Genomic DNA, 25,811 nt, shown 5'->3' with positions numbered 1-25,811 from the left:
CTATCCTTTCTACGGCAGGGCTATATTGCCCAGTGCCTGAATCTGAATATTATTATCAATCTCACTGAATGACAGTACCGTCACATTGGGGTAAAACTGGTCAATCAGCTTTTTAAAATAAAGGCGCACCACAGGTGAGGTCAGTACGATAGGTACATTAACTAGATCTTTAATTTTATTGATTTCCCCTGTGGATGCGGTGATAATGCTTTGTATGGAGGAAGGATCCAGGGCCAGATAAGAACCGGTATCCGTCTTTTTTACAGATGACATGAGCATGTTCTCTATTTTTTCATCCAGGCTTATCACTTTCATCTGCCCTGCTTCGGAAAAGCGGTGGGAAATCGTCCGTTTCAGCGCCTGGCGCACATATTCCGTGAGCATATCCGTATCCTTGATCTGTTTGCCGTAGTCCCCCACCGTCTCAATAATGGTTTCCATATCCCGGATGGGAATGGATTCCCTGAGCAGATTAGCCAGGACTTTCTGCAGTCCGCCCGGGCTGATAATGCCGGGAATGGTATCCTCCACGATACTGCTGTTGGTCTTTTTCAGGTTTTCCAGAAGATTATTGACCTCCTGCCGGTTGAGCAGTTCATACAGATGCTCCTTGATGATCTCCGAAAGATGGGTGATGACCACCGAAGCGGGATCGATCAGGGTATAACCTGCCATTTCCGCCTGGATTTTCCGATCCTCGCTAATCCATTTCGCCGGGATATGGAAGGCCGGATCCATGGTGTCGATTCCGGGAATCTCATCCGCATCGGGTCCGGGAGAAAGGGCAAGGAAATGATCCATGAGAATATCCCCTCTCGCCACCTCTTCTCCTTTTAAAAGGATGCTGTACTGGTTCGGATTAAGCTGGCCGCTGTCCTTGATGCGGACGGACGGAATGACAAACCCCATTTCCAGCGCCATCTGCTTACGGAACATAACCACACGATCAATGAAATTACCGCCGCTGCTCTCATCCGCAAGGGGGATAAGGCTGTATCCGAATTCCATTTCTATCTGTTCCACATTCAAAAGGCCGTAAATATTGTCTATATTCTTATAAAAAGAGGCCTCGCTCGTTACTTCCGCCTCCACAAGACCGGGCACGGATTCTTCCACGATATTTTTCTGCTTTCTTAGCAGATAATAACCTCCCGCCATCAGGACAGCAGAGGTGCAAAGGATCTGGAACACCGGGAAACCGGGTATCAGGCACAGGCATGCCGCTGCCGCACCCGCCATCATGATCACGCGGGGCTGGGCAAGAAACTGCCTGGTCACATCCTCGCTGAGACTGTTCTCCGAAGCGGAACGGGTAACGATCATACCGGTGGCTACCGAAATAAGCAGCGCCGGGATCTGGGATACCAGGCCGTCACCGATAGTTGATGTGGTATAAATCTGCATGATTTCGGTGATACTTCCCTGTTTGTTCATGGTTCCCACCAGAATGCCGCCGATAAAATTAATAAGCGTTATGATAATAGAGATGATGGCATCCCCTTTTACAAACTTCGTGGCACCGTCCATGGATCCGAAAAAATCCGCTTCCCTCTGTACCTTGGCCCTGCGTATTCTGGCTTCCTGTTCGTCAATCAGGCCGGTATTTAAGTCTGCATCAATGGCCATCTGCTTCCCCGGCATGGCGTCCAGGGTAAAACGTGCCGCAACCTCCGCCACACGTTCGGAGCCTTTGGTAATGACAATGAACTGTACCAGGACGATAATCAGGAAAATAATAAATCCGATAACCGCATTTCCCCGGATTACAAATTCTCCGAAGGTCTTTACCACCTGCCCCGCATATCCGTTGTCAAACAGAATCTTACGGGTGGAGGAAATATTTAGTCCCAGCCGGAAAAGGGTCGTAATCAAAAGGATCGACGGGAATACGGAAAATTCCAGGGTTTCCCTGATATACATTGCCATACACAGGATCATCAGTGACAAAGTGATATTCAATATGAAGAAAAAATCTAGTAAAAAGGTGGGAAGAGGGATCAGGATCAGGAAAATAATGCCGATGACGCCCGCTGTCACCACTATATTATATCGTTTCAATTACAGATCACCATTTTCTATAATACTCTTGGTATTTACGATCTCGCTGATACGCACCCCGAAGTTATCATCGATGACTACCACCTCGCCCCGTGCGATCAACTGGCCGTTAACAATAATGTCCACCGGCGCGTCAGCCTGTTTGTCCAGTTCCACTACCATTCCGTTGTTAAAGCTCAGTATTTCTTTCAGCTTCCGCCTGGTTTTCCCGATTTCCACCGACACGTGAAGGGGAACATCCATTAACAGCCCCAGGTTTCCCTGCGGAATGGAAGCAGTCTGTATCTGTGATGTACCCTGGTATGTGATTTCGTTCTGCCTGTTTACCACGGGCAGAAGGGTATTGCCGTCATCTGTCAGGCTTTCCCTGATCCGGATACTGTTGCGCGCCTCTTCCTCCTGAACCGCCCGTTCCTCATCCCGCTTCTTTTTCGCTGCGGCCTCCTGCATCAGGCTGTCAGCAGCCGTTTCAGATATACATTCCAGGAACTCCGTCTCCAGCAGATCCCCTATGGTCATGCCATAACGGATTACCGTAGTTTTTGCCGCCGCATCCTCTCCCATGATTTCCCAGAGACGCTGTCCGCTGTCAGACAGGAAAAGCTGGCAATCCGAGGAATCCATGGTATTTTCCAGATATCCTGCCAGCGACTTGGCAGCGCTGTGCACCATTTGGTTCATCAGTTCGCCCGCCGCACTCATAGCCACTTCATCAAACGCAAAATCGGGATCCGGAAGATCATCACTTCCCATCAGCTTATTCAGAAAAGCCTGCATGTCACGCTGTCTGAAAATCATGACAACGGTGCCGGCCGCATTGGATGTGAGGCAGCTCTTGGCGAACAGGGCCGGTTCCAGAATGCTGTATTCCACATCCTTAATCAATATTTCCGATGTTACGGGCTCCTTGATCTCTATCTTTGTGTTAAGCATGGCGGAGATGGATTCCCCTGCCGCTTGTCCATATTGTTCCATAAGCTTGTCAAAGATATTTTCCTCCGACATATTCCGGATTCCCTGCTCTGCTGCCATATTGCCTAACTCCTTTTATCCTGATTATTTTTCTTTTTTCTGCCGAAGCGTCCGGGCTTCCTGCCTTCTTCCTGCACTCCCTCTTCTTCCTCATTCACCCGTTTCATATGGGCCGGGAGAAGCTTGTAGAGCTTTTCCTCAATATATCTGGGATTCTCTCCCTCCTGGATAGCAATAACCCCCTCCATGACCAGCTGTTTGCACAGAAATTCTTCTTCATGGCGTGCCTTCAGCTTGCTTGCCACCGGCAGACAGACGACATTTGCCAGCAGGGATCCGTATAATGTGGTGATAAGCGCCACCGCCATACCGCTTGCCAGCGCATTCACATCCTGCATGTTCCCCAGCATCAGAATCAGTCCGATAAGCGTACCGATCATACCGAAGGCCGGCGCGAAACCTGCCGCCTTTTCATAGAAGCTGCGATCCAGGGCATGACGTGCATCCAGCTGATCCAGCTCCGTCTCCATGGCCGCCTTTACCTTTTCCGAATCTACGGAATCCACCACCAGCATCAGGCTGTTATGCAGGAAAGGTTCATCAATTTCATTCAGCTTATCCTCCAGGGACAGCAGCCCTTTCATCCTGGCTTCCGTTGCAAGCTCTACGATCTGCTGGATGGACAGCCTGGGATCAAACCGCTGGGGCCTGAAGATAATCTGCATATGCTTTCCTATTTTTTTAAACGCGCTGGGGGGGAAGGAAAGCATCATGACGCCAATCGTTCCTCCTACCGTTATGGCAAGGCTTGGATAGTCCCAGAAAGCATGCAGATTTCCAAAAACAATCCGGGTGGTATCGGAATCAAACAGAATTCCGAACAGCACCATTCCAACTGCCAAAATCAAACCAATAACCGACAAAAAGTCCATAACCTGTTACATCCTTTTCTCTTTTGTTTCTTTCGGCGCAACTGTTTTGCTTCCTCACAGTTACCTTCCGGCCTCCTTCAGGAGGGCCCTGCGCCGCCCAGCAGTTCACGGACGATACGCCTTCGTTCTTCCCGTATCCGTTCCACCACTTCATCCATTGTTTCCTTCACAATAAGATGCTTGCCGTTGGTGAGAAGGATTGTGGTATCCGGATTTTCGGAGACCATTTCTATTAAGTCGGGGTTCAGTACAAACCGTTCCCCGTTCAGTTTTCTTAAGAAAATCACGGATACCTTCTCCTTATCTCATTCTGTCCTGTTTATCTCTTCAGGTTCACCAGCTCCTCCAGAATGGTATCGGATACCGTAATAATTCTGGAGTTAGCCTGGAAACCTCTCTGGGTCACTATCATATCTGAAAATTCCGCGGAAATATCCACATTTGACATTTCCAGCGCGGAAGACTGAAGCGCACCGGAACCATTGGTTCCCGCCTGGCACAGCTTGGCGGTACCGGAGTTGGCCGTCTGCTGGAAGTAGGAATTGCCCGCCTCCTCCAGACCATAGGGGTTTTCAAAGGTGGCGAGGTCGATTCGTCCCACCTGGATTTTTCCTTTATCCGGATGGTTTACCTCAATGACACCGTTTGACAGAATCGAAACGCCTACCTGGGAGGAGGACAAGGTTCCGCCTGCGGTACCGCCCTCCAGGACGAAGCCCTTCTGTCCCAGCCCCAGTTCTTTGGAATCCTGGGATGCGGTTACCGTCCCTTTCCCGGCGGAGGTCATACCGGGATTTGGTTCCGTGTTGATGTCCGCTCCCGCATGGGCCTTCTGCCATTCGTCCGACAGCTTGGTAAAACCTTCGTGTGTCATTTCAATGTATTGTCCGGCTTCTTCCCCGGCTTTTACCGGGCTTTCTTTCAAAAGTACGGAATTGGCCGCCGTACTGGAGGAATCAATATGGCCTACAAAGGTTCTTGTGTCCGCTCCGCTTCCCACCGTAGCCGTTATTTTCCATTCCGCCTTCGTGTCTGCCGTTGCTTTGATGTACTCCGCTTTAAATTCCACGTCGCCTTCTGCGGTGAATTTGGGTACGCTGCTTACGGTTTTGGCAAGCATGGACCCAAAAATACCGTTGTTGGCCGAATCGGCAGCGGAAAGAGTCATTTCTCCGGGAACCACATCGAAATTGTAGCCCAGGATCTCCGCGCCGGTCAGGCCTCCTGCGGGAAACAGGCCACCGTCCGGCACCGCCGTCAGCGACAGCTTTCCGGTGGGATACTCTTTACCGCCGTTTGCCTGGGTGATGGCCGTATTTACCTTATCCATCAGATCAGTAAGGCTGCTGAATACGGATTTGGCATTGACCCGGACCGTTATCGAACCGGTGCTTATTTCCGTATCCTTAACAACGGCGTCGGCCCCGTCCGGAAGCGTATCGTCCACAACAAAGTTCACGGACACATTGGCATCCGTCGTCGCTTTTTCCGAAGTCAGGGTATAACGGATCCCATTAATTGTTTCTGTTTTTACCGCTTTTGCGGCAAGCTGTGAGGGAATATCGAGATGGATCTTGTTGGATCCCGGCCCTTTTCCCAGCGGATCCCCGGAAACGCCCAATACCGTATAGCCGTTGGCATCAGTCAGGTTACCGCTGTTAGGGTCTATTTGAAGTGCGCCGGCCCTGGTATAGAATATATTACCGTCTGAATCCTGTACCTGGAAAAAACCTTCTCCGGCGATCGCCACGTCCAGCCCTCTGTTGGTGGACTGAAATGCGGAACGGCTCATGTCCAGGTCAATACCTGCCAGCTGTGTGCCGTATCCGATCTGGGAAGCATTGGTTCCTCCCATAGTAGCGCTTCCGCCTGTGGCGTTTTGAAGTGTCTGATAAAATACATCTGTAAATCGTCCTCTGCTGGACTTAAATCCGTATGTATTGACATTGGCAATATTATTGCCGATTACGTCAAGCTTACTCTGGTGTGCCTTCATACCGGACACCGCTGAATACAATGATCGTAACATTGTAAATCTCCTTTTCCACCGTCCTTACCCGTCCGTCATTCGGGGTAAGATAGCCTCCAAAAAAGGACCGGCTATATCATTACGGTTCCATCAATATTGGTGAATACGGTACCCTTCAGGCTGCCGTCATTCACAACAGTAACTACCTTGTTATTCGGTACATTCACTACAAAAGCTGTGGTATCCATCAGAATCAAAGGCGACCGCAGCCCCTTTTCTTCCGCCAGCCGTACGCCTTCATTCAGCCGTTCCAGCTGCCCGGGGGATACGTCCACATTCCGTTCCACCACGCGTTCCATGGCATGTTTGGAAAAAGCGACAGTGCTTTCTTCCCGGATTCTCTCTTCCAGAAGCGTCTGAAAAGAAGGCTGCTCCTCTCCGGGGGACTCCACGGCATCCCGGTTCTGTTGGATAGCAACGGGATTGCCTGTATATATCGGCCTTTGCAGCAACTGGTTATATCGTAACGGATCCATCCCTTATCCTCCTTCCCGTTCCTATGCATCCTGCGCGCGGTCCGTTTCTTCCGTGTTTCCGCTTTCCTGCGTCCCTCCGCTTCCGTCCGCGCTTCCGCTTCCCTGCGTCCCGCTATTTCCGTCCGCACTTCCGCTGTCATTCGTCCCGCCGCTTCCGTCCACTCCGCCGGTCTTATCTTCCTCCGCCGTCCCGGACATTCCGCTTTCCGCCGCCTTCCGCACGCTTTCAAACCCTTCCGTCAGCCTGCCGTCCAGCATCTTGTTCATATCCTCCAGCTGGCTGCTGATTTTTTTCAGGGCGCTGTCGCTCTGGCTTGAAGGCTTCACTTCCATGATCTCATCCAGCGTAAATCCTTTGCCTCCTACAAATATCATGTATTCTCCGTCCAGCAGGGATACCTTTTCCACCGGGCCCTCCGTGGTCGTCAGGTCGCCGTTAACGGTGATCTTCGCCGCCGTCACGTCTTTGCCCACAAGGGATGTGGCATAGGTGCTTTTGGCATTATACGCAAGCTCCTGCATCTGCTGCATAGTGGTGAACTGCGCCAGCTGGGTCACATATTGGGTATCATCAACCGGATTCATAAAATCCTGGTTTTTAAGCTGCTCCACCATCAGCACCAGAAAATCGTCGATGGAAACCTGCCGGTCCGATTGCTTTTCAAAGACCGCGTCAATTACATTCCCGGTACTGTCCGTCCCGCCTGCTTCCGTCCCGCTGTCTCTTGTATAGGGCGAGGTATAAGAACCATAGCTGTTGTTCAAACCGTCTACCGCCATTTGGGCTGCTTCCTCCTTTCTTATGAAATTCCTTCATTTGAAACACTTTAATCGGCTGCTTAATCAGATATATGCATACAGCCTTCCATCCGTCCGGCTGTAAACCGGAATGTCGGCGGATGTATCTTCTTCCTCTCCGGCCTGCGTACCGCCGTAACGGCGCATCAGCATACCGTTCATCTGTCTCTGCTGCCGGTACATATCCTGCTGGTATCCGGCGGAATCCATACCGCCGAAGCCGCTGTGATAGACCTCCTGCACCTGGGCGTTCAAAGGCTGCAGGGCTTCCTTAAGCTGAAGCAGTTCGCTGTTTATCAGGCGCTGTGTTTCTTCATTGCTCACCCCGATACGCATGGATATCTTCCCGCCTTCGGTCACCATACGGACTACAATCTCTCCCAGGCCTTCCGGCTTGAGGCGGATGGTAAAATGGTTCATCCCCTTTGCCATTCCTTCTTCCAGTCCTGTTTTCACCTGCTGCATAACCGGCACAGCTTCTGCTTTTGTACCGGAAGCCGCCGTTATTTCCGGCCGTTCCGCCGCTCTTACGGCTATCATGCGGTCCATGGGCAGCCAGGCCTTCTCGTCCACTTTTTTCTGCAAAGCATCCGTGTCCGGTTCCCTGTTTGCAGGGCTGTCAGCCGTTTCTGTCTGTGTCTCTTCCTTCCCCCGGCCTGCCAGATCCTTTAATAAGCGGGACTGTTCCTTCAGTACGTCTCCATAGGAGGACGTTCCCTCCCCGGAAGCTTCCTGTCCGTCACGGACTGTCCTGTCCGCAGACAAACCGCCGGCGGTCTCTCCTTTCATGGCATCGCCGCTTTTGCTAAAGATACCTTCTTCCGGCGTTCCTTCCACCAATTTTCCGGTTTTCTTTCCTTCTTCTGTAAAGAAGTTTTCTGCCGGCATGGCGGCTGCGGATAACAGATTTTCCTCCTTTCCCGGCAAAAGCCGGCTTACGTCATTCCCCGGCTGCAGGATACCGGAAACCATCTCTTCCCCGCCGCCGGTACCCCCGGATAAGGCTCCGTCCGGCAGAAGAATCTCCCAGCCGTTCTGCATAAGCTGTTCCTCCGCCAGAATACCTGCCGCGGCTTGTGCCTGTTCCTTCGCGGGTTCGTCCGTCCGATCCGGGACTGTATCCCCGGGCCTGCCGGGATTTTCCGACAGAGATGCTTCGTTTTTTTCCTGTGCATCCTGAGCTGCCTTTTCCGCGGCGCTATCCGGGGTGTTTAGCGGACCCCGATCCGTTTTTACGGGCTGTGATACGGATTCCCTGTCCATTTTCCGGGGCTTATTGGCAGCGGACTGTTCCAGACGGGTATTCAGCACTTCCATAAAGGAATCGGGGCCTCTCGGATCCAGCCGGCTGCCTTTTTGTGTTCCTTTCATTCCTGTGTTCTGTAATGCCTGTACATTCATATGTTTCACCACCTTCCTTTTTGTATTTCTATTCCCGCCACAGGAGGCAGGAATTATCTATAGGAAACGCCATTCCGAACAAAACTGCCGGAAACATGCTCGGAGATGATCTCCTGCTGCTCCCTGGCTTCTTCCTGGCGGTATTCCTCCAACTGTTTGTCCTTCAGGTTCTCCAGCTTTTTCACTTCCTGGGAAGCGCTGACTACCACCTGACGTTGTTTTTCGATTTCCTCATCTATGCGGATTCTTTCGTTCTGAAGCTCCTCCAACTGCTTTTTTCCGCTGACAAGCAGAACACTGGAGGATCGCAGTTCAAAAACAGTGGTTCCCTTTCGTATGGCCGTCTCCCGTTCCTTCTGCACCCGTTCCATTTCCGCAGACAGAATACGCCTTTTTTCCTCCAGCTGGCTTCTATATGCCAGCAGCCGGCTCATAACCCCCCGTTCTTTTTCTAAATCCTGCTCCTGGAAATTAAGCATCCGTTCCAGGGGAAAGATAAATTTCTTCATAGGCTCCCTCCTACTGCATCAGTTTGATCATCTGAAGCACCGTTTCCTCCAGGGTAAAACTTTCGTCTGTTTTCTGCTGCAGAAAATCATAGATATTGCGGATCCGTTCCAGCGCTTCATCCAGTTCCGGGTTGGTTCCTTTTTTATAGGCACCGATGGATACCAGATCCAGGTTGCTTTCATAAACGGAAAGCATTTTCCGCAGCCGGCCGGCTGCAGCCTTATGCTCCGGCAGTACGATTTCGTTCATCAGACGGCTGATGCTGGAAAGAATGTCAATGGCCGGATAACGGTTGCTGGTCGCCACCTTCCGGGACAGCATGATATGGCCGTCTATAATTCCCCGCACCGTATCGGATATCGGTTCGTTGGCATCGTCTCCTTCCACCAGCACGGTATATATGCCGGTGATGGAGCCCTGTTCAAAATTGCCGGAACGTTCCAGCAGCCTGGGCAGTTCCGAATATATAGAGGGCGTATAACCCCTGGCTACGGGCGGTTCTCCGATACTGAGTCCGATCTCCCTCTGCGCCATGGCAAAACGGGTCAGGGAATCCATCATAAGAAGCACATCTTTCCCCTGATCCCGGAAATATTCTGAAATTGTGGTGGCTGTCATCGTGCATTTGGCGCGCATCATGGCGGACTGGTTGGAGGTTGCCACCACCAGGACCGAACGCTTCAGTCCTTCCTCCCCCAGATCACGGTTAATGAATTCCACCACCTCACGGCTTCGTTCCCCCACCAGCGCAATTACATTCACATCCGCTTTTACGTTTTTGGCTATCATCCCCATCAGTGTACTCTTCCCCACACCGCTTCCGGCGAAGATTCCCATCCTCTGGCCCTTTCCTATCGTAAGCAGGCCGTCTATCGCTTTTACTCCCATCTGGATAGCCGTATCAATAGGAGGCCGTTCCATGGGATTGGAAGATACACCGGTAATCGGGTAAAATGCCGGCTGTTCTATGGAAGGCCCGCCGTCAATTGGCTGGCCCAGGGCATCCACCGTGCGCCCGATCAGGCTGTCCGCAACCGGAATCAACAGCTTGCTGCCGGTATTGCGGACAGCACTCCCATAACCGATTCCTTCAATATCCTCATAGGGCATCAGCAGAACCTTGTTTTCCCGGAAACCCACCACTTCAGCGGCCATCCTGCGGGCGCTGCCTGCCACTTCTATCGTACAGACATCCCCAATGCGGCATTCCGGGCCGGTGGCCTCCACGGTGGTTCCTACTATTTTATCGATCCGCCCCATATAGGTATACAGATCCGCCCTTCTCAGATATTCGCGGGCCTTGTCTGAATCTGTCTTCATATCCGGCCCTCCAGAGAGGAAAGCTGCTCTTTCAGCTGCTCCAGCTGTCCAAATACGGAAGCATCCAGGTATCCATCGCTTGTTTCAATACGGACCCGATCCAGAGGTCCTTCCTCTTTCTTCAGGCGTATGGTGCTACCGTATTTTTCCTGCAGCGGTTCCAGTTCTTTATCCAGTTTCTCCGCAAGCTCCACAGCCTTTGCGGAAATATGTACGTCAATCTTCTTTTTATCCCGTTCCGTCAGAATCGCCTGCTTAACCAGCTCTGCCATTTCCCCGCTGTCCTCTTCGATTCGTTTTTCCAGAATCTTGCCTGCAATATCCAGTGACAGCTCCACGATCCGGCCCCGGATATCCTCCGCCTGTGTTTCCATCTGTGCGTATATGTCCTTTATCTCCTGCCGGAGGCCGGTCAGCAGTTCCTCTACAGAGGATAAGGCTTCCTCCAGTCCCTGTGCATGTCCTTCTTCAGTCGGTCATTTTTTGCGGACAGTTCATACATGCTATCCTTTTCTGTTCTCTGCTCCTGCGTTTGCTCTCGTTTGATTTCTCCCTCCGTATCTTCTTGGCACAAGCAGGACAATACCTTGATGCACCAGAGCCCGGGACATATTCAACGCCGCACACCGTACAATTTTTAGCGGGCATTGCTGCCCACCGTTTTGTAGGTATGATATGTAATTCATCGACAAAGCCGATGAATTTATAGTAAATCTTGATTTCCTGCTTCACTGTTCCGTCTGCCATCTTCTCACGCTCCGAAACAAGTATCTTGTCTATGAGTGCGTTTATAACTGTTGCATCCAGTTCTTTTAAGCCTTGATAATTTCGGATAAGGGCGAGGAAGTCACGGATTCCCCGTGATTTCTCGTAGCTTTCATTAAGAGTTTCCGTCACCTCTTTCAGCCTTGCTTCAATTTCAAGCTGCTCTTTCTGGTATTTCCCCGACATCATCTCAAAATTCCGCTCGGTAATACGCTCCATGACCTTATCCTCGTAGAGAGAGGAAAACAGCCTGTCCAGTTCCGCAAGGCGTTTGTTCAGCTTCTTACGTTCTTTCTCTAATGCTTTCGCCCTGCTCTGGTCTGTTTCCGTGAGCCGCTTTTCTATGGCCCTGACCGCCTTTTCATCATTCACTGCCATATCCGCAAAACAGTTGATGTCGGCAAGAACGGCATTGAATAAATCCCTTGCTTCTATATTGTGGGCACTACACTCGCTTCTTCCGTTTCTTGCATAATTATTACATGAATACTGTACACAGTCGATAATCTCTGGGCGTTTCCTCCTGTGTACGTTCATTGCCCGCAGAGCACATCCGCAGTCCACACACTTGATAACGCCTGCAAAAATATTTACAAATCCTCCCTTGTTCTGTGGAAGCCTACGACTTGTAATAAGCTGTTGGACAATATCAAATTCCTCCTGCGTGACTATTCCCTCATGGGTATTGGGTATCACTTCCCATTCTTCGGGCAGCTTAGAGGGGCGTTTCTTGCTTTTCATATTGGCGGCAATCCGTTTGTAGCCTACAAGATTTCCCGCATATATCGGGCTTCTTAAAATGCTCCTCACGCTGTTCCCACTCCAAATATAGCGTTTGTCCTCGTTCCCCTCAAAATGACGTTCAAAGCCTGTTTCGCCACGCTCCGCCGCATAAGCGGCAGGGCGTAGGATATGCTGTTTATTAAGATGTCTGCAAATTTTGGCAACTCCATTCCCTTTTAATGCAAGGTCGAATATCTCTTTTACAACATGTGCCACTTTATCATCTATCAGCAGATGGTTGTGGTCGGCAGGGTCTTTGATATAGCCATAAGGGGCGGTAGTTCCCATGAATTTCCCCTGTTGAAACCTCGCCCGATATGCCGATTTTATCTTAACAGATATGTCAGCGGCATACATTTCGTTTAAAATGTTGCGGAAAGGCGTGATGTCCATAGCAGATTTATTCAAGGTATCTACGCCGTCATTGACCGCTATATACCTCACGTTATGCTCTGGGAAGAAAACTTCCAGATATAACCCACAATCAAGATAGTTTCTCCCCAGACGGGATAAATCTTTCGTAATCACGCAGTTTATCAGACCGCTTTCAATGTCTTTTATCATATTCTGGAAACTTGGTCTTTGGAAATTTGTACCAGAATAACCATCGTCCACATACGTTTTTGCTATGTGCCATCCCTGCTTTTTCACATAATCCGTGAGGATGGATTTCTGTGTCGCAATGCTCGCACTCTCGTTATCCGTACCATCGTCTTTAGATAAGCGGCAATAAATGCCGACTAAATAGATTTTCTTTTCTTCTTTGATTCCTGCCATACTGTAAAACCTCCGTATCTGTCCTATCTGTTTTCATGTCCCATTGCGTACATTCTAAGCGGACAGCCCCTCATTGTCGAAGGTGTCGCCCTCGGCAATCTTCTTCCGAATATCCTCGGAGATAATCGGGACAAACGCTTCTGTAACGGTCTGTGTGCCGACATATTCACGGCTGATTATCATCTGCACTGGTGCTTTTGGCACGATACGCTTTCTCTTTTTATCTGCTTTCTTATCCTCGCCCATACTTAAATCTTCCTTTCCAGACAGGGCAGGGAAGAGTTTGGAAATGTCCCCGCCCTGCCAATCAGATACCATTAATCCTCGCTGTTTAATTCTTTCTGTAATGCTTTAAGGAGTGCCGCCGCTTCATCAGCGTTCAGCGTGATTCCCTTGCCGCACTTTTCACGGTTCGGGGAAAAGCTGCGGATGTCATACTTCGGCTCTTTCCCATTCCATGAAATGAGATTGATTTCCTTTGTGTAGCCACTGTCGCCCGTAGACAATACTGCGATTTCCTTTACGATTTCATACTGGATTTCTCTCATTCTCCATACCTCAACTCTCTGTATTTACTTCCCGAAAAAAGAAGATTAGCGGCTGTCACGGTTGCGTTTCCTCTGCAACTCACGCTCCAAAAGTTTGATGATGGTTTCCTCCATCTGCTTCGGCGTTGTGTTCTTCGGAAAGTATTTTTTCAGCTTGCTTGTGTTGATTTTCAAGGTTTCTTTCTGGTTGCCCTTTTCCTCCGTCATAATCGCAAATATCGTATCCATGTCAAGCCGCCCGCTCTGGCTTAACTGTTTCATCCGCTGTGCCTGTGAGAGTGAGGGCGTTGCTTCTTCGCTCTCCATCGTGGCAAAGAGGTTTTCCTGCTCGTCTTTCTTCAAGAAGGACAGTTCCACCGCAGGCGTGAGGGCGATTTTCCCCTCGTCCACCATCTGCAAAATCGGCGGTATCAGTTCCGTCAGGCGGATAAAACGCTGCACGGTCATCCTGCCCACGCCGAAGCCCTGTGCCACCTTGTCGTCCGTCCGCAACTTCGTCACAACTTGTGACGAGGTTAAGTCTGTGCGGAAACCCTGCCGCTTCATGGCTTCGGATTTCATCTTGTAAGCAAACGCCCGCTCCGATGGCAGGATATTCTCACGCTGCAAATTGCTGTCTACAAGGGTGATGATGGCTCGGTCACGGTCTAAGGGCAGGACAAACGCAGGCACGGTATTTATCCCTGCAAGTTCAGAAGCACGGACACGCCGCTGTCCTGCAATCACTTCATAACCGTCCCCGTCCTCTTTCGGGCGTGTGATTATCGGCGTGACAATGCCAAATTCCTTGATGCTTTCCGCTAACTCTGACAGTGTTTCATCTTCTGCCACATGAAACGGATTGTCGGGGAACGGGTACAAGTCTTTGGTCTTTAACACCTTAAAATCCTGTTTCTTCATTCACATATCTACCTTTCTTTCGCTCTGCTTCTATGATTTTTCTGCAATTCTTCCAACACTTCGGGCGGTATTTTTGACAGCAGCCGCCCCATCTGCTCGTTGGTTCTCTGCAATTCAAATATCTTCTGATTCGCTTTCTGCACCTTTAGTTCCTGCTCGTACTTTTCATCACGCATACGCCCCGCATAGTCTGATTCCTGCCCAATTCTCTCTTTCAAACTGTCGATATACGCCTGCTGTTTCCCGATTTCCTTAGAGAATTTCTCCACGTCTGGCAGCCATGCAGAGAGTAAATCTAACGCTTTATCCCTTTTCTTCCCTGCGTTAAAGGCGTTGATGTCGGATAGGGCAGACACGATTTCTTCATACTGTTTATCAAGCCTGCCGCCTAATTTATAGAGCCATGTGGGGACGTGTTTCCGCTTGGTTTCCATTGAGGACTGCCCCCGTTCAAGCTGATTCCACCGTGAGGACATCCGCTCATGGTAGGCGGTCTGCCACTCGGATAATGATTTCTGGTTGCCTAAGATAGCTTTCGCTGACAGCTTATTGTCTGGCGTAATCGGCACAAAGCAGAGGTGCATATGGGGCGTTCTCTCGTCCATATGGACGACAGCGGAGAGGATATTCTGCTTTCCAACACGCTCCGAAATGAAGTCAAGAGCCGTCTGGAAATACGCTTTTTGTTCTTCGGGCGGTAACTGGTTCATAAATTCTGGTGAAGCTGTGATGAGCGTTTCCACCATCATCACGCTGTCTTTCCTTGTCCTGCACCCCGCTTCGGCTACCATGCGGTTAATCTCTTTCTTGTAGGTGTACTTTGGTGGTGCTATGAGATGGTAATTGTTTTTAGAGCGTTCCATATCTATATCTGGGTTGCTTTTGTAGGCTTCTTTCTTCCGCTCGTTGTGGCGTTCACAAGCCGCAACGCCGCCCGCTTTTCGTTTCTGGAAACGCAGGATTGCATAAGGCATAGGCGGATTCCTCCTTTCTTTCGGCGGGTGACCGTCCTTTGGGGTGACAGCGGTGACGGTGGTGACAGCAGTTTTGGGATACCCCCTGCCGACTGCCGCAACTGTCACCCTCACCCCCTGCATGACGGTCATGTCGATGATGACGGTGTTTTTGGGATACCCCCCTCGCAAGAGCCGTCACCGTCATGCCGCCATTCTTTTATCCGAAGCCGTAAGGCGTAGGATAGCAGGGCACAGCCCTGCCTTAAGGGAGTCCAGAGGGAACGTCTGGCACACGACTTTGCAGGGCAAAGTGTAGTGTGTTACACCCTGTAAACGCAGTCGGAAAAATCGGAATGATTTTTCTGACCGCAGGGGTGGTTTTACACGACCGAAAAGGGCGAGTAAATCTCACGCCTGCATTTTGCGTTTACGGGGTGTTCTCCCGTAGGGATGACAGCGGCAGGGTATCCTAAAATCACTGTCACCACCGTCACTGCTGTCACCCGCAGGGCAGAGCCGCCAGCTTTACATGGCTTTAAGCGTCAATGACAGTAACAGGGGGGTATCCTAATATCGCTGTCACCACCATCACCGCTGTCACCCGCCCTCCTTGCAAGGGCAATCCGCCTGCCGTCTTTCCTGCGGCTGTACTGGTAGCAGATACGGTTCTCGCTTAAAAATGTGGTGCGGTATTCATTCAGCCATTTCGTAATCACCGTGGGTATGGTTTCCGTTTCCCCCATAGCGGCTAACAGTTCCGTTGCCGTGCCTATCCATTCTTCCTTATCCCTCATAAAATCCACCAACCGAAAAAGGACATCTGGTATCGTTTCTTTCGCAAGCTGCTCCTGCGTTTTCCGCTCCACAAGCTCCCAACGGCAATCACGGAAACGCAGCGTGTATTCCTGATAAGGCGTGTCCCTGCCCGTCACATACAGCTTGGCGGTGTCAGACGCACGTTTCTCCTTTTCCAGAACAAAGGTAGCGTCCGCACTCCCCGTTAATCCTGTCGTCCCAGACACCTTGTTGAACACGTCGCTGTCATTCTGCTTTCGGATGTGGTGTACGACAATGACCGCCAGAGAGTGCCTGTCGGCAAAGTCTTTGATGAGGGAGATGTCCCCATAGTCGCTTGCATAGGCATTGTCTTTTGAAGCTGTACGGACTTTCTGCAAGGTATCAATGACAATGAGCCTGCTGTCTGGGTAATCTTTCAGATAATCTTCAAGCTGCACGATAAGACCGTCTGACAGCTTGCAGCTTGCCACGGCAAAGTGGAGCCGCCCGCTTGCTTCGTCCGTCAAACGAAATAACCTGTCCTGTATGCGGCAGAACGTGTCCTCAAGGCAGAGGTAAAGCACATCGCCCTCCATTGTCGGCATATCCCATAAAGGGATTCCCTGCGACACGCATAAGCATAGCTTCAGCATGAGCCAGCTTTTGCCTATCTTCTGTGAGCCGCAGAACAGCGATAAGCCTGTCGGGATAAGGCTGTCCACCACAAAGGATGGTTTCTCAAGCGGTTCATAAAGGAGCGTTTCGGCGTTGACTGTCTGTAACTTCTGCATGGCTTTCCTCCTTTCGGGCGGTGTCTTTGTTTTCGTTGCACATAGGCGTTGACCTCCTTAAAAATAGATTTACTCCCACGGAAAAAAGTGAGAGTATGTAATGCCGCCAATCCCACACAAATAAAAAACAGATTTCTTTTTCGGGCGGTGTCGGTCACGGTTGGAGATATTTCTTCAATTTCCGCCTTTACTTTCTCCTTTGCAATCGCAACAGATTTCTGTATTGCCGAAGCGGTGCAATGCTCCATAGCGGCGATTTGGTAAAAATTGAACTCATACTCGTAGTAGAGCAGGAAACGCCGCCTTTGTATCTCTGGAAGGCTCCCAACCGCCTTATAGAGCGTTTCATTCCGTTCTTCCTCAACCATGCGTTCATCAAGGCTCTTAGGCACACGCAACGCCCGTCTGTAAAGGGTTTCGTCCCATACCTCGTTAAACTCCCTGTGCCGCTCGTCCCATTAGAAAAGATTCCTGTTCCTGCGCTCCATCTGCCGAAACTCCATAAAGAACTGTTCCGACACTTCCAACTCGTGGGATTTGCCCTGCCCGTCCTTAAAGCTGATAAAATACCTTGTGCCGCTTTCCGTGGATTCCTCCCGAAGCGTGTATGCCTTAACCCTGTATGCCATCCTGTTGTCCTCCTGCAAAAAATGAGTGAGGGGATTTCCATCCCTCACCCAGTAGCCCGCAGGATGGCAGGCTGTTTTAGAAGCTATAAAATTTTCCGCAGCTTCTTCCGCAGATGGTCTAACCTCGCATAGATGGCACCAGTCGTCAAATGCACAAGCGGGGCAATCTCCTTTGTGGAATACCCCTGCATTTTCAGCAGGACGATTTTCAAGGTACGCCCGTCCACCGTGACTAATACTTGATAGAGATTTTCGCTCTCAATCTCTTCCAGTAACTCCGCAACCGTACCCACTTCCGCCTGCCGCTCCCTGCCTGCCATGTCCTCAAGATATTCCGCAACGTCATTCGTCCATCGGTAAAACCGCCTGTTGGAATTGAAGTCTGCCCTGTCCGCCATGCGTATCTGCTCAATGGTCGCTTCATCAACGCCGCACTCACGCAGCAGCTTTTCCTCCGCTTCTTTCCAGATACGCCATTTCCTGTCCTCCCGTCCGTGGTTGTATGCCATTCTTACTTCCTCCAATCAGAATTGATTGAGAGGGCAGAGAAAAGCCCCCTCATCTTCCCAAAGGAAAAAACAAGGGGGCTGAACGCCTTAAATTTTAATTTTCTATTATCTTTCTTAGTTTTATTAGGATTCTGGCTTTGCGTTTGTTTACAACGCTCTGGGTTATGCCCAACCTCGCCCCGACTTCACGCTCGGAAAGTCCGTCAAAAAAGATTGCCTGTATCAGCTCCTGTTCACTATCCGACAGCAAAGGCAGGGCGGCTTTCAGCCTGTCCACCATGACCGCATTGACAACGGTTTCTGCAATGTCCACCGCTTCATCAGTGATAAAGTCCAGAGGATTCCCCTCGCTGTCCGTAAATCCGTCGAGAGATAGCAGTCTATTCTTTGTATCTAATTTTTGCAGATAACGCCACCGTTCCTTGTCACGGTAGAAGTCTGTGTATTGCTCCCTCACGACTTCAAGCAGACAGCCTTGAATGGGGATAAACAGCTTGTCCATATAGGTCTGGTCGGATTCCCTGCAACGGCAGAACTCCGTGTAGGATAATTCCACATAGCCGCCACTTTCTCTGATATATACCTTTCTTGGTGCATATTTCACCATAAATACCTCCCATCTGAATTTTTGAAATGTAAAAAATCCAGATGGAGAGGCGGAGAACGACACCGCATATCAGAAACAGCCCTACGGCACTTTCCAACAAAAATCGACAAAAGAAAAACCGCAAAGGCTCTGTGACCTTTACGGTTATAGGAAATAGTAATTCTATTGTATGGAGATTGTACTTCTACTTTCAAGGTGAGAAGTACCGTTGCACTGGCAGAAATTTTTTTAACTGGTTTCCTGCCGTTCTCTGATATGCTATGTATTGATAAATTTTGCTTCGTATGAGCAGATAGATAACTGCCCGAAAAAAGGACATAAAAAAATCCCTCCAAATTTAAAAACAAATTCAGAGGGTAATTTAGGGTATAACAAAATAACCCACCCGAATATCGTTTTTTTTATTTGGTGAGTTTGTTCTTTCAAATACGAAACAAAAAGAGCCGATGATTCGTGAATTGTTCCACAATTTCATCGGCTCTGCGTCTTAAGCGTCTGGCTCTTTGATGACAGTTATCTTCAAGTTGTCAACTTTAATCAATCTTTCTTGTCTGCATTTTGGACAATAAAGGGGATAATTCTCCAAAACAGTGTCCTTCCTAATTTTATTACGGGTTTTGCTCCCACAAACAGGACACAATATCCATTCGCATTTCATCATAATTAGTCTCTAATCCTTTCAAATCTCATTTTATATGACTTTTGCAAGCTGTTAAGCTAACTTGTGGAACATATGCCGAACCTTATCTATACGGCTATTCGGGCGGCGGGGTTGGCAAATAAATTTACCAATAGCTGGCTGGTATCCTTTTAACTCTGTCAAGCAGACTCCCTGCCCATTTGTGAAATAAGTTAAATCGTTCCTGTATTCTTGAATACATCTAGCAGGGATTTCTCCTTTCAGAATGACCTCGTCATTCTTTATCTGAGTACTTACAATATCTGCACAATACCTTGGAGCATCATGATACGCCCGTGAGAGATATTCCTGCGGTGCATAAATTTCAAAGTGGAGATATGGCTCTAATAGTTCTGTCCCTGCTTTTTTTAAAGCCTGCTCCAATACGATAGGGGAAAGCAGCCGAAAGTCTGCGGGGGTACTTACAGGACTATAATACAATCCATATTCAAAACAGATTTTACAGTCTGTCACTTTCCATCCATACAGCCCCTGCTCGCAGCCATAAAGAACCCCCTCCATAACCGCATTTTGGAACGATTGATTTAAATATCCAAGTGAAACTCTGCTTTCATACTGCACTCCGCTTCCAATAGGGAGCGGCTCTATGGACAACCCGACAGAAGCCCAGAAAGGATTTGGCGGGACTTCTATGTGGATGGTATATTCTGCTTTTCTAAGCGGTCTTTCCATATATATAACAGTAGGCTCTTTTATTTCTGCCTCCACATGATATTTTTCCTCAAGGATGGCACAAATGACTTCCATCTGCACATTCCCCAAAAAAGAAAGTATAATCTCATGCGTTGTAGTATCCACATAATATTTTAAAAGAGGGTCGCCATCTGAAATTTCTGTAAGTGCCCCAAGCAATATTTCCCGCTGTTCAGATTTCTTTACTGCAATCGTTGTTTGGAGCATAGGGAGAGGATTTTCAATAAATTTTCTCTGCGGCAACAGTATTTCGTTCCCCAAAATACTGTTTAGCTGCAAAACATCATTTGGTAAAATTACAATATCACCAGAGCAGGCTGTATCGGATGAATATAATTCACCGTTTGTCGGAACACACATCTCTGTGATTTTTATTTTCTCTTTTTCAGATATTCTAATAACATCCCTCAAATGCAATGTTCCGCTATATATACGCACATAAACAAAACGCCGCCTTTTCTCTGAATATTCAATCTTAAAAACCTGCCCGCATAGTTCAGATTGACCTTCAGGCGTTGATGAATAAAATTTACTGGCAATTACTTCTATAAGCTGCCGAATCCCCAGATTGTTTTTAGCGCTTCCGTGATAAACGGGAAATAACGTTCCGTTTTGGAATCTCCTGTTTTCTTCCTGTTCCAGTTCTGACATTTTAAACGGTTTCCCTGACATATATTTCTCTAATAGTTCATCGTTTCCCATAATTACCGCATCCCACTGTTCCATATCGTCATTGTCCGTTACATTTATATGGGGATGCTGCCCAACCTTTTGCTTCACTATAATTTCCGAAGAAAGCTTTGCTTTCATTTCCCGATATACCATTGGCAAATCAATCCCCTCTTGGTCAATTTTATTGATGAAAAAAATTGTCGGAATCTTCATTATCTGTAGTGCATGAAACAGTATACGGGTCTGTGCCTGTATGCCATCCTTTGCAGAAACTAATAATACTGCTCCGTCTAATACGGATAAAGAACGGTATACTTCCGCCAAAAAATCCATATGGCCTGGCGTATCTATAATGTTGACTTTTACATCCTCCCACTGAAAAGATGTCACTGCTGTCTGGATAGTGATTCCCCTTTGACGCTCCAAATTCATTGTATCTGTCCTTGTTGTGCCTTCATCTACGCTCCCTAGTTCTGCAATTGCACCACTGGTATACAATAAACTTTCCGTTAATGTTGTCTTTCCTGCGTCAACGTGAGCCAGAATGCCTAAGTTAATTATTTTCATGTGATTTTCCTCCTATCAACACCCAAAAAAGGGCATAAAAATACCCAGTGATAAATACTCCTATCACTGGGTAAATAACTCCAATAGCCCCAAAACACTTATATGTTTTCGGGCATATAAAATTACATGATAAAAGTATTCTTAAACTGGGTACAAAAAACTAAGCCCCATATTAAAAGTGAAACGGGACTGCTACTTTTTGTTCCCACTATCAAATTGACAGTTTATTTAAGAATACCTTGCCGCATATTTATTAACTCCTTGTATAATACTGAATCTAATTATATTCCTTAACCCTTTATTTGTCAAGCTGACAAACTAAAGCAGAAAAAGCGGCAGGATTTCCCCCTGCCACTAATCATCTGTTTATGCAAAAATAATTTCCTTTTCCACAATCTCCCTCGCACAAGCCCTTATGTTATTGAGGCATCCTGTCCATTCTAAGGCGTTTTCTGCCTTTAGCTGTTCCGTTATGCCCTGTGCCTGTTTCATACCCTCTATGAGCCTTTCAAAGCGTTCCTGTGCCTGTCTGTTGATGTCGGCAAGGTAGGCGTTTAGCCTGCCGCTTGTAAGAAGATTGGTGTATGTAACTTTACGGTACTGTTTTAGATAATCTAAATGCCGTTGCCCCCAGATGCCTATTGCCTGTTCTTCTTCGGCGGGTACAGTTAAGCACGGTATCAAATAATCCCCTTGCCTTTCGTATTTGCCGCCCAGTTCCTCAAATAATGATTTTGCCATTGTCTGTTACCTCCACATTCTTTTTTATTTTGAATGTCCGCAAAATCCGTCCTACATCCCTGGCCCGGGTGCGTATCCTCACAGCCTCTTCCTCCGCGGTATTCATAATCTTATCCCGCTGGGCATAGGCTTCCGTGAGTATTTCCGCCATGGATTCCCTGGCCTGGTTTCTGGCATGCTCCAGGATATGTCTTTTTTCTTCCGAAATCAGCGTGTAGCTTTCTTCCGGGTGCGGTGCCGTATCCTCCTGCTCCTGCAAGCCTGAGTATTCCTCATATACAGCCACCTCCAGATCCTGGTACACGGCCTGACCGGACTTTATAATTCTAGACAATTACTTCATCCTTTCCATCTTTGGAAATCACGATTTCCCCTTCCTCCTCAAGCCTCCGGATGGTGGAGACAATCCTCTGCTGCGCCTCTTCCACCGAGCTCATACGGATATTATGCAGGAAATTCATATCCGTCTGTATGCTTTCCCTCATACGGGTAGACATATTGGAAAAAATAGCGTTGGTTACATCCCGGTTCGCCACCTTGAGGGCCACAGCCAGATCCCTGGAATCCGTATCCCTGATAAAACGCTGGATAGACATGGGATCCAGATAGGCTATATCTTCAAATACAAACATGAGTTTTCTCACACCTTCCGCCAAACGGGGATTCTTGATGTTTAATTCATCAAAAATATCTTTTTCCGTACTGCGGTCCACGTGGTTCATCACATCAGCCACATAATTCAATCCGCCCAGTTCCATGGCGTCTTCCGTAGCGGAAACCCCTATTTTCCCCCGGACCACTTCCTCCACCACTTTGACGATAGGCGGATAGGCCCTTTCCATACCGGCTATGCGTTCCACCACATCAATCCGGGTTTCCCCCGGCAGTTCCGCGATGATTTTGGAAGCCTGCTCCGCGTTGGCATAAGACAGGATAAATGCCAGCGTCTGGGGATGTTCGTTCTGTATCACACTCATAAGGGACTTATAATCTATTTTCCGGATAAATGCAAAGGACTTGGTATGAAGGGCTTTGCTGACCCGATCCATCATGCTTCTGGCCTGCTGCTGCCCGAAGGCCTTTTCCAGTACCTCCTTGGCATATTCCCGGCCTCCGCTGGTAATCACCTTTTCCGTCACACAGCAATCATAGAAATCCTTTGAAATCTCTTCCAGCTCTCCATTGGAAAGCTTGGGCAGACGGGACAGCTCCACAGACAGCTGTTCGATCTCTCCTTCGGAAAGGTGGCGCAGCACCTCGGATGCATTTTCCACCCCAATGACGGATATCACTGCCGCCGCCCTTTCGGCAGCGCTCCTTCCTTCTGTTTCCATATCATTCATTTCCTTCCTTCAGCAATGACTTAATCATAGTAGCAATAATTTCCGGATTGGCCTTTGCAAAATTCCGGACCTGCTCCATAGGATTATCATTTGCTGCCACACCGGGCTCCGGTTCCCCGGTTCCTATACTGTTCACAACAGCCTCCTCGCCTGCCCGTTCCAGGACGGAAGCCGCATTCCTCTGGTTTTCCGCCTGGGCAAACATGGCATCATCTTCCCGGGTATGTTTTCTATATCTGTGAATGAACAAAAACAGCAGCAGCAGAAGGAGAAGCCCCCCGGCTCCCGCTAGAAACAGCAGATCCCTGTCCCATACAATTCCTTCCGGTTCGTTTTCTTTTTTCTCGGGCTGAATGATTTCCGGCTGAACCTCCGTCTGCCGGAAGCTGGTAATGACAATATCCTCCGGGGCGATGTTAGCCGCTTTGGATACGGTATCTATCAGCTGCTGCTTCCGGTTTTCCGTGAGGTTATTGTCATTCACGGTAACCGAAACGGTTGCTTTCTGCAGCTTCACGTTATCCTTTTCTATCTGCTGTTTGATATATCCCACCAGATAGTCTACATTATTATAATATTCCTCCGACTGCGTCCCGCCCTGTCCGCTGCCGGACGTCCCGTAAGCAGGGATATCCGTATTATTTTCCTCCCCGGCCACGCCGCCGGCTCCCTGGACGGATCCCTGGGATTTGCTCTCCTCCGACCGGCCGATCACCCCGTTGCCGTCTGACTGGGGCACATACTGCATATTTTCCGTAATCATCTTGTCATAGTCGATCACCACGGTGGCGGAAACGCGGATCTGGCTGGGTTTATAGGCCAGGGTCAGGACATTCATGATCTTGTCTTCCAGACGCTTCTCCACCTTGGATTCGAAATCCAGACGATCCAGCCCGTAATAGCTTCCGCTGTCAAGGCTCTGCCCCTGCAGTTCTTCCATGGTGGCCGCATTGATGATCGTAACATTTTCCGGCAGCAGTCTCGGCACGCTGTTCGCCACCAGCTTTTTGATGGCGGCAACTTTTTCCGGGGATAATTCATAAGAAGGGATCAACGTCAAAGAAACAGAACCCGTGCTGTCCGAGCTTTGTTCATCCCAGACGTAGATACTGTCGTCAGAAACATTCAGCGTCACGATGGCATTGGAAATTCCGCTCATGTCCTTCAGCGTCCGCTCCAGACGATCCTGGAGGTTCAGAAGCAGATACTGCTTCTTTTCAAATTCCGTTGTCGTAAAGCCTGTGTTGTCAGAAAAAATATTGAAAGGCAGGGCTGTTTTGGGATACCCCAAAAGGGACATATCAAGCATGATATCTCCCAATTCTTCTTCGGGTACGGTCACCTCCCCCGATTCATTTCGTTTCGCATCCACTCCGCGGCTTCTGAGCACCGTATATACTTCCGTATTCTCATCTACGGATATTCCCGGGAATAACACCTCGTATCTTCCCTTATTCTTAACATTAAGAAAAACCGCTGCTCCCAGTGCAACCACGACAGCAACAGCAATACCGGCGGCAAGAACAAGATTCCTTCCACCCAAAAAGCGGTTAAGGTTCTTATTGCTCTCTACCTTAGCCTTCATCTTATCTTTTATACTCATCTATCTCCACCACAACAAGTTTATACCTGCATCCCCATTATCTGATTGTATGCGTTTACCGCTTTGCTGGTCAGCTGGGTGGTAAACTCCACAGCCGCCGCTGTCTGCTCCGCCTGAATCATAACGGTATGCAGATCGTCTGTCTCACCAAGGGACAGCTTTGTGTCCATTTCTGAAGTTTCCTGAAGCGCCTGATCCGCTTCTTCTATCGCTTCCATCAGGAAACTGCCGAATGCTTTCTTGCCGGATGACGGTTGGTTATCTTCGGTTTTTCTCAATTCCTCCAGGGAAAACGAAGGTTCCAGCTTTGTTATCGGAACAATAAACATTAATTACACCTCTTATCATATGTAGAATATTGTCTTATTATATAATATTTTCTCAATAGAAAAAGCGTTTTTTACTAATTTCAACAAATTTTTCAAAACATTTTTTTATTTTTTTATAAGATATAACAGATTTTTCCATATTTTTATTTGAAATTTATAGTTTTCCGGGCACTTTTAACTTTATTTTAATTATAATATTTTTGTATATCAATCAATAGTTACCATTTTATTATCTTAATTCCGTTTAAAAGCAGGAAGTGTGTTACCTTATTTTCCTAAATACCACAAAACAGGAAGGTGTGTAACTCCCATCTGATGTGCTTTTTCCAACAGAATGGAAACAGGTTCCGTTCTGAATTCACAGGGCGCGCAAAAATACGTAATAACGTTTGTTTTATACAAAAAACGTTCCGTCCGCCGTTTCTGCTCCTGTTTTTCCTTTCCCATCCGGACGGGCATTTTCCTGCAGACCACGCCATTTTACCAGATCATTTAAGAATCCGTTAAGAAACAGACAATTCCTATTTAAGGACTTTTCCACCCGCATCTGTTATATTAAAGAAAACACAGACGGTAGTGTCAAGTGAATTATGAAAACCCGAAGCCGGGTGAACTGGCAACATTA

Annotated in this window: 25 protein-coding genes and 2 pseudogenes; all 27 read right to left on the bottom strand. The window is 48.5% G+C overall.

What is annotated here, in order from left to right; translation table 11 throughout:
• Positions 1-9 precede the first annotated feature (9 nt).
• Complete coding sequence (flhA, locus tag DXA36_RS26405; protein ID WP_118682265.1) at positions 10-2,058, bottom strand: flagellar biosynthesis protein FlhA; 2,049 nt, start codon at positions 2,056-2,058, stop codon at positions 10-12.
• Positions 2,059-3,090: a flagellar motor switch protein FliN gene (fliN, locus tag DXA36_RS26400; protein WP_118682264.1), complete on the bottom strand. Its 1,032-nt coding sequence runs from the start codon at positions 3,088-3,090 to the stop codon at positions 2,059-2,061.
• 5 nt (positions 3,091-3,095) lie between these two features.
• A complete protein-coding gene (locus DXA36_RS26395; RefSeq protein ID WP_118682263.1) occupies positions 3,096-3,962 on the bottom strand; it encodes a motility protein A in 867 nt (288 codons plus the stop codon).
• 77 nt (positions 3,963-4,039) lie between these two features.
• Positions 4,040-4,249 carry a flagellar FlbD family protein gene (locus tag DXA36_RS26390; RefSeq protein ID WP_118682262.1) on the bottom strand — a complete coding sequence of 70 codons (210 nt, stop codon included), beginning with the start codon at positions 4,247-4,249 and terminating at the stop codon, positions 4,040-4,042.
• Between the two features lie 32 nt (positions 4,250-4,281).
• Positions 4,282-5,991: a flagellar hook protein FlgE gene (locus tag DXA36_RS26385; RefSeq protein WP_118682261.1), complete on the bottom strand. Its 1,710-nt coding sequence runs from the start codon at positions 5,989-5,991 to the stop codon at positions 4,282-4,284.
• 71 nt (positions 5,992-6,062) lie between these two features.
• Positions 6,063-6,467 carry a TIGR02530 family flagellar biosynthesis protein gene (locus tag DXA36_RS26380; protein WP_118682260.1) on the bottom strand — a complete coding sequence of 135 codons (405 nt, stop codon included), beginning with the start codon at positions 6,465-6,467 and terminating at the stop codon, positions 6,063-6,065.
• 21 nt (positions 6,468-6,488) lie between these two features.
• A complete protein-coding gene (locus tag DXA36_RS34110; protein WP_118682259.1) occupies positions 6,489-7,247 on the bottom strand; it encodes a flagellar hook capping FlgD N-terminal domain-containing protein in 759 nt (252 codons plus the stop codon).
• A gap of 63 nt (positions 7,248-7,310) precedes the next feature.
• A complete protein-coding gene (locus tag DXA36_RS26370) occupies positions 7,311-8,666 on the bottom strand; it encodes a flagellar hook-length control protein FliK (RefSeq protein ID WP_118682258.1) in 1,356 nt (451 codons plus the stop codon).
• A 53-nt stretch (positions 8,667-8,719) separates the two neighbouring features.
• A complete protein-coding gene (locus tag DXA36_RS26365; RefSeq protein WP_118682257.1) occupies positions 8,720-9,175 on the bottom strand; it encodes a flagellar FliJ family protein in 456 nt (151 codons plus the stop codon).
• A 10-nt stretch (positions 9,176-9,185) separates the two neighbouring features.
• The gene (locus DXA36_RS26360) at positions 9,186-10,496 is read right to left on the bottom strand and encodes a FliI/YscN family ATPase (protein WP_118682256.1); all 1,311 of its coding nucleotides are present in this window, start codon (positions 10,494-10,496) and stop codon (positions 9,186-9,188) included.
• Positions 10,493-10,912: a FliH/SctL family protein gene (locus DXA36_RS26355; RefSeq protein ID WP_279221566.1), complete on the bottom strand. Its 420-nt coding sequence runs from the start codon at positions 10,910-10,912 to the stop codon at positions 10,493-10,495. The genes DXA36_RS26360 and DXA36_RS26355 overlap by 4 nt, the downstream gene beginning before the upstream one ends.
• 52 nt (positions 10,913-10,964) lie before the next feature.
• Positions 10,965-12,821: a recombinase family protein gene (locus DXA36_RS26350; RefSeq protein ID WP_001820670.1), complete on the bottom strand. Its 1,857-nt coding sequence runs from the start codon at positions 12,819-12,821 to the stop codon at positions 10,965-10,967.
• Positions 12,822-12,875: 54 nt separating this feature from the next.
• Positions 12,876-13,067: a hypothetical protein gene (locus tag DXA36_RS26345; RefSeq protein ID WP_001820669.1), complete on the bottom strand. Its 192-nt coding sequence runs from the start codon at positions 13,065-13,067 to the stop codon at positions 12,876-12,878.
• Positions 13,068-13,138: 71 nt separating this feature from the next.
• Positions 13,139-13,369, bottom strand: a complete 231-nt coding sequence (locus DXA36_RS26340) for a YdbC family protein (protein WP_001206986.1) — start codon at positions 13,367-13,369, stop codon at positions 13,139-13,141.
• A 45-nt stretch (positions 13,370-13,414) separates the two neighbouring features.
• Entirely contained in the window at positions 13,415-14,269 is an 855-nt protein-coding gene (locus DXA36_RS26335; protein WP_000743700.1) for a ParB/RepB/Spo0J family partition protein, read from the bottom strand.
• An 8-nt stretch (positions 14,270-14,277) separates the two neighbouring features.
• A complete protein-coding gene (mobV, locus tag DXA36_RS26330; RefSeq protein WP_001820668.1) occupies positions 14,278-15,243 on the bottom strand; it encodes a MobV family relaxase in 966 nt (321 codons plus the stop codon).
• A gap of 517 nt (positions 15,244-15,760) precedes the next feature.
• A pseudogene (locus tag DXA36_RS26325) lies at positions 15,761-16,793 on the bottom strand (AAA family ATPase).
• Positions 16,794-16,947: 154 nt separating this feature from the next.
• Positions 16,948-17,422 (bottom strand): annotated as a pseudogene (locus tag DXA36_RS26320) (RNA polymerase sigma factor).
• Between the two features lie 83 nt (positions 17,423-17,505).
• Complete coding sequence (locus DXA36_RS26315; protein WP_000323895.1) at positions 17,506-17,931, bottom strand: sigma-70 family RNA polymerase sigma factor; 426 nt, start codon at positions 17,929-17,931, stop codon at positions 17,506-17,508.
• Positions 17,932-18,025: 94 nt separating this feature from the next.
• Positions 18,026-18,535: a sigma-70 family RNA polymerase sigma factor gene (locus DXA36_RS26310; protein ID WP_105116765.1), complete on the bottom strand. Its 510-nt coding sequence runs from the start codon at positions 18,533-18,535 to the stop codon at positions 18,026-18,028.
• Between the two features lie 490 nt (positions 18,536-19,025).
• Positions 19,026-19,196, bottom strand: coding sequence for a cysteine-rich KTR domain-containing protein (locus DXA36_RS26295; RefSeq protein WP_004614788.1), 171 nt, complete (start codon positions 19,194-19,196; stop codon positions 19,026-19,028).
• 54 nt (positions 19,197-19,250) lie between these two features.
• Entirely contained in the window at positions 19,251-21,170 is a 1,920-nt protein-coding gene (tet(O), locus tag DXA36_RS26290) for a tetracycline resistance ribosomal protection protein Tet(O) (protein ID WP_000691758.1), read from the bottom strand.
• Positions 21,171-21,536: 366 nt separating this feature from the next.
• Positions 21,537-21,911: a TnpV protein gene (locus DXA36_RS26285; RefSeq protein WP_001129922.1), complete on the bottom strand. Its 375-nt coding sequence runs from the start codon at positions 21,909-21,911 to the stop codon at positions 21,537-21,539.
• Positions 21,892-22,245: a hypothetical protein gene (locus tag DXA36_RS33165; protein WP_182479268.1), complete on the bottom strand. Its 354-nt coding sequence runs from the start codon at positions 22,243-22,245 to the stop codon at positions 21,892-21,894. Before DXA36_RS33165 ends, DXA36_RS26285 begins: the two co-directional genes overlap by 20 nt.
• Positions 22,238-23,245, bottom strand: a complete 1,008-nt coding sequence (gene fliG, locus DXA36_RS26275; RefSeq protein ID WP_118682305.1) for a flagellar motor switch protein FliG — start codon at positions 23,243-23,245, stop codon at positions 22,238-22,240. Before fliG ends, DXA36_RS33165 begins: the two co-directional genes overlap by 8 nt.
• Position 23,246: 1 nt before the next feature.
• A complete protein-coding gene (gene fliF, locus DXA36_RS26270) occupies positions 23,247-24,857 on the bottom strand; it encodes a flagellar basal-body MS-ring/collar protein FliF (protein ID WP_118682254.1) in 1,611 nt (536 codons plus the stop codon).
• Positions 24,858-24,877: 20 nt separating this feature from the next.
• Positions 24,878-25,186 carry a flagellar hook-basal body complex protein FliE gene (locus DXA36_RS26265; protein ID WP_118682253.1) on the bottom strand — a complete coding sequence of 103 codons (309 nt, stop codon included), beginning with the start codon at positions 25,184-25,186 and terminating at the stop codon, positions 24,878-24,880.
• Positions 25,187-25,811 lie beyond the last annotated feature (625 nt).

The organism is Eisenbergiella sp. OF01-20, assembly GCF_003478085.1.
Classification (GTDB): domain Bacteria; phylum Bacillota; class Clostridia; order Lachnospirales; family Lachnospiraceae; genus Eisenbergiella.
Note: the sequence above shows the minus strand (reverse complement) of the source record. Positions and strands in the feature narration are given on the sequence as shown.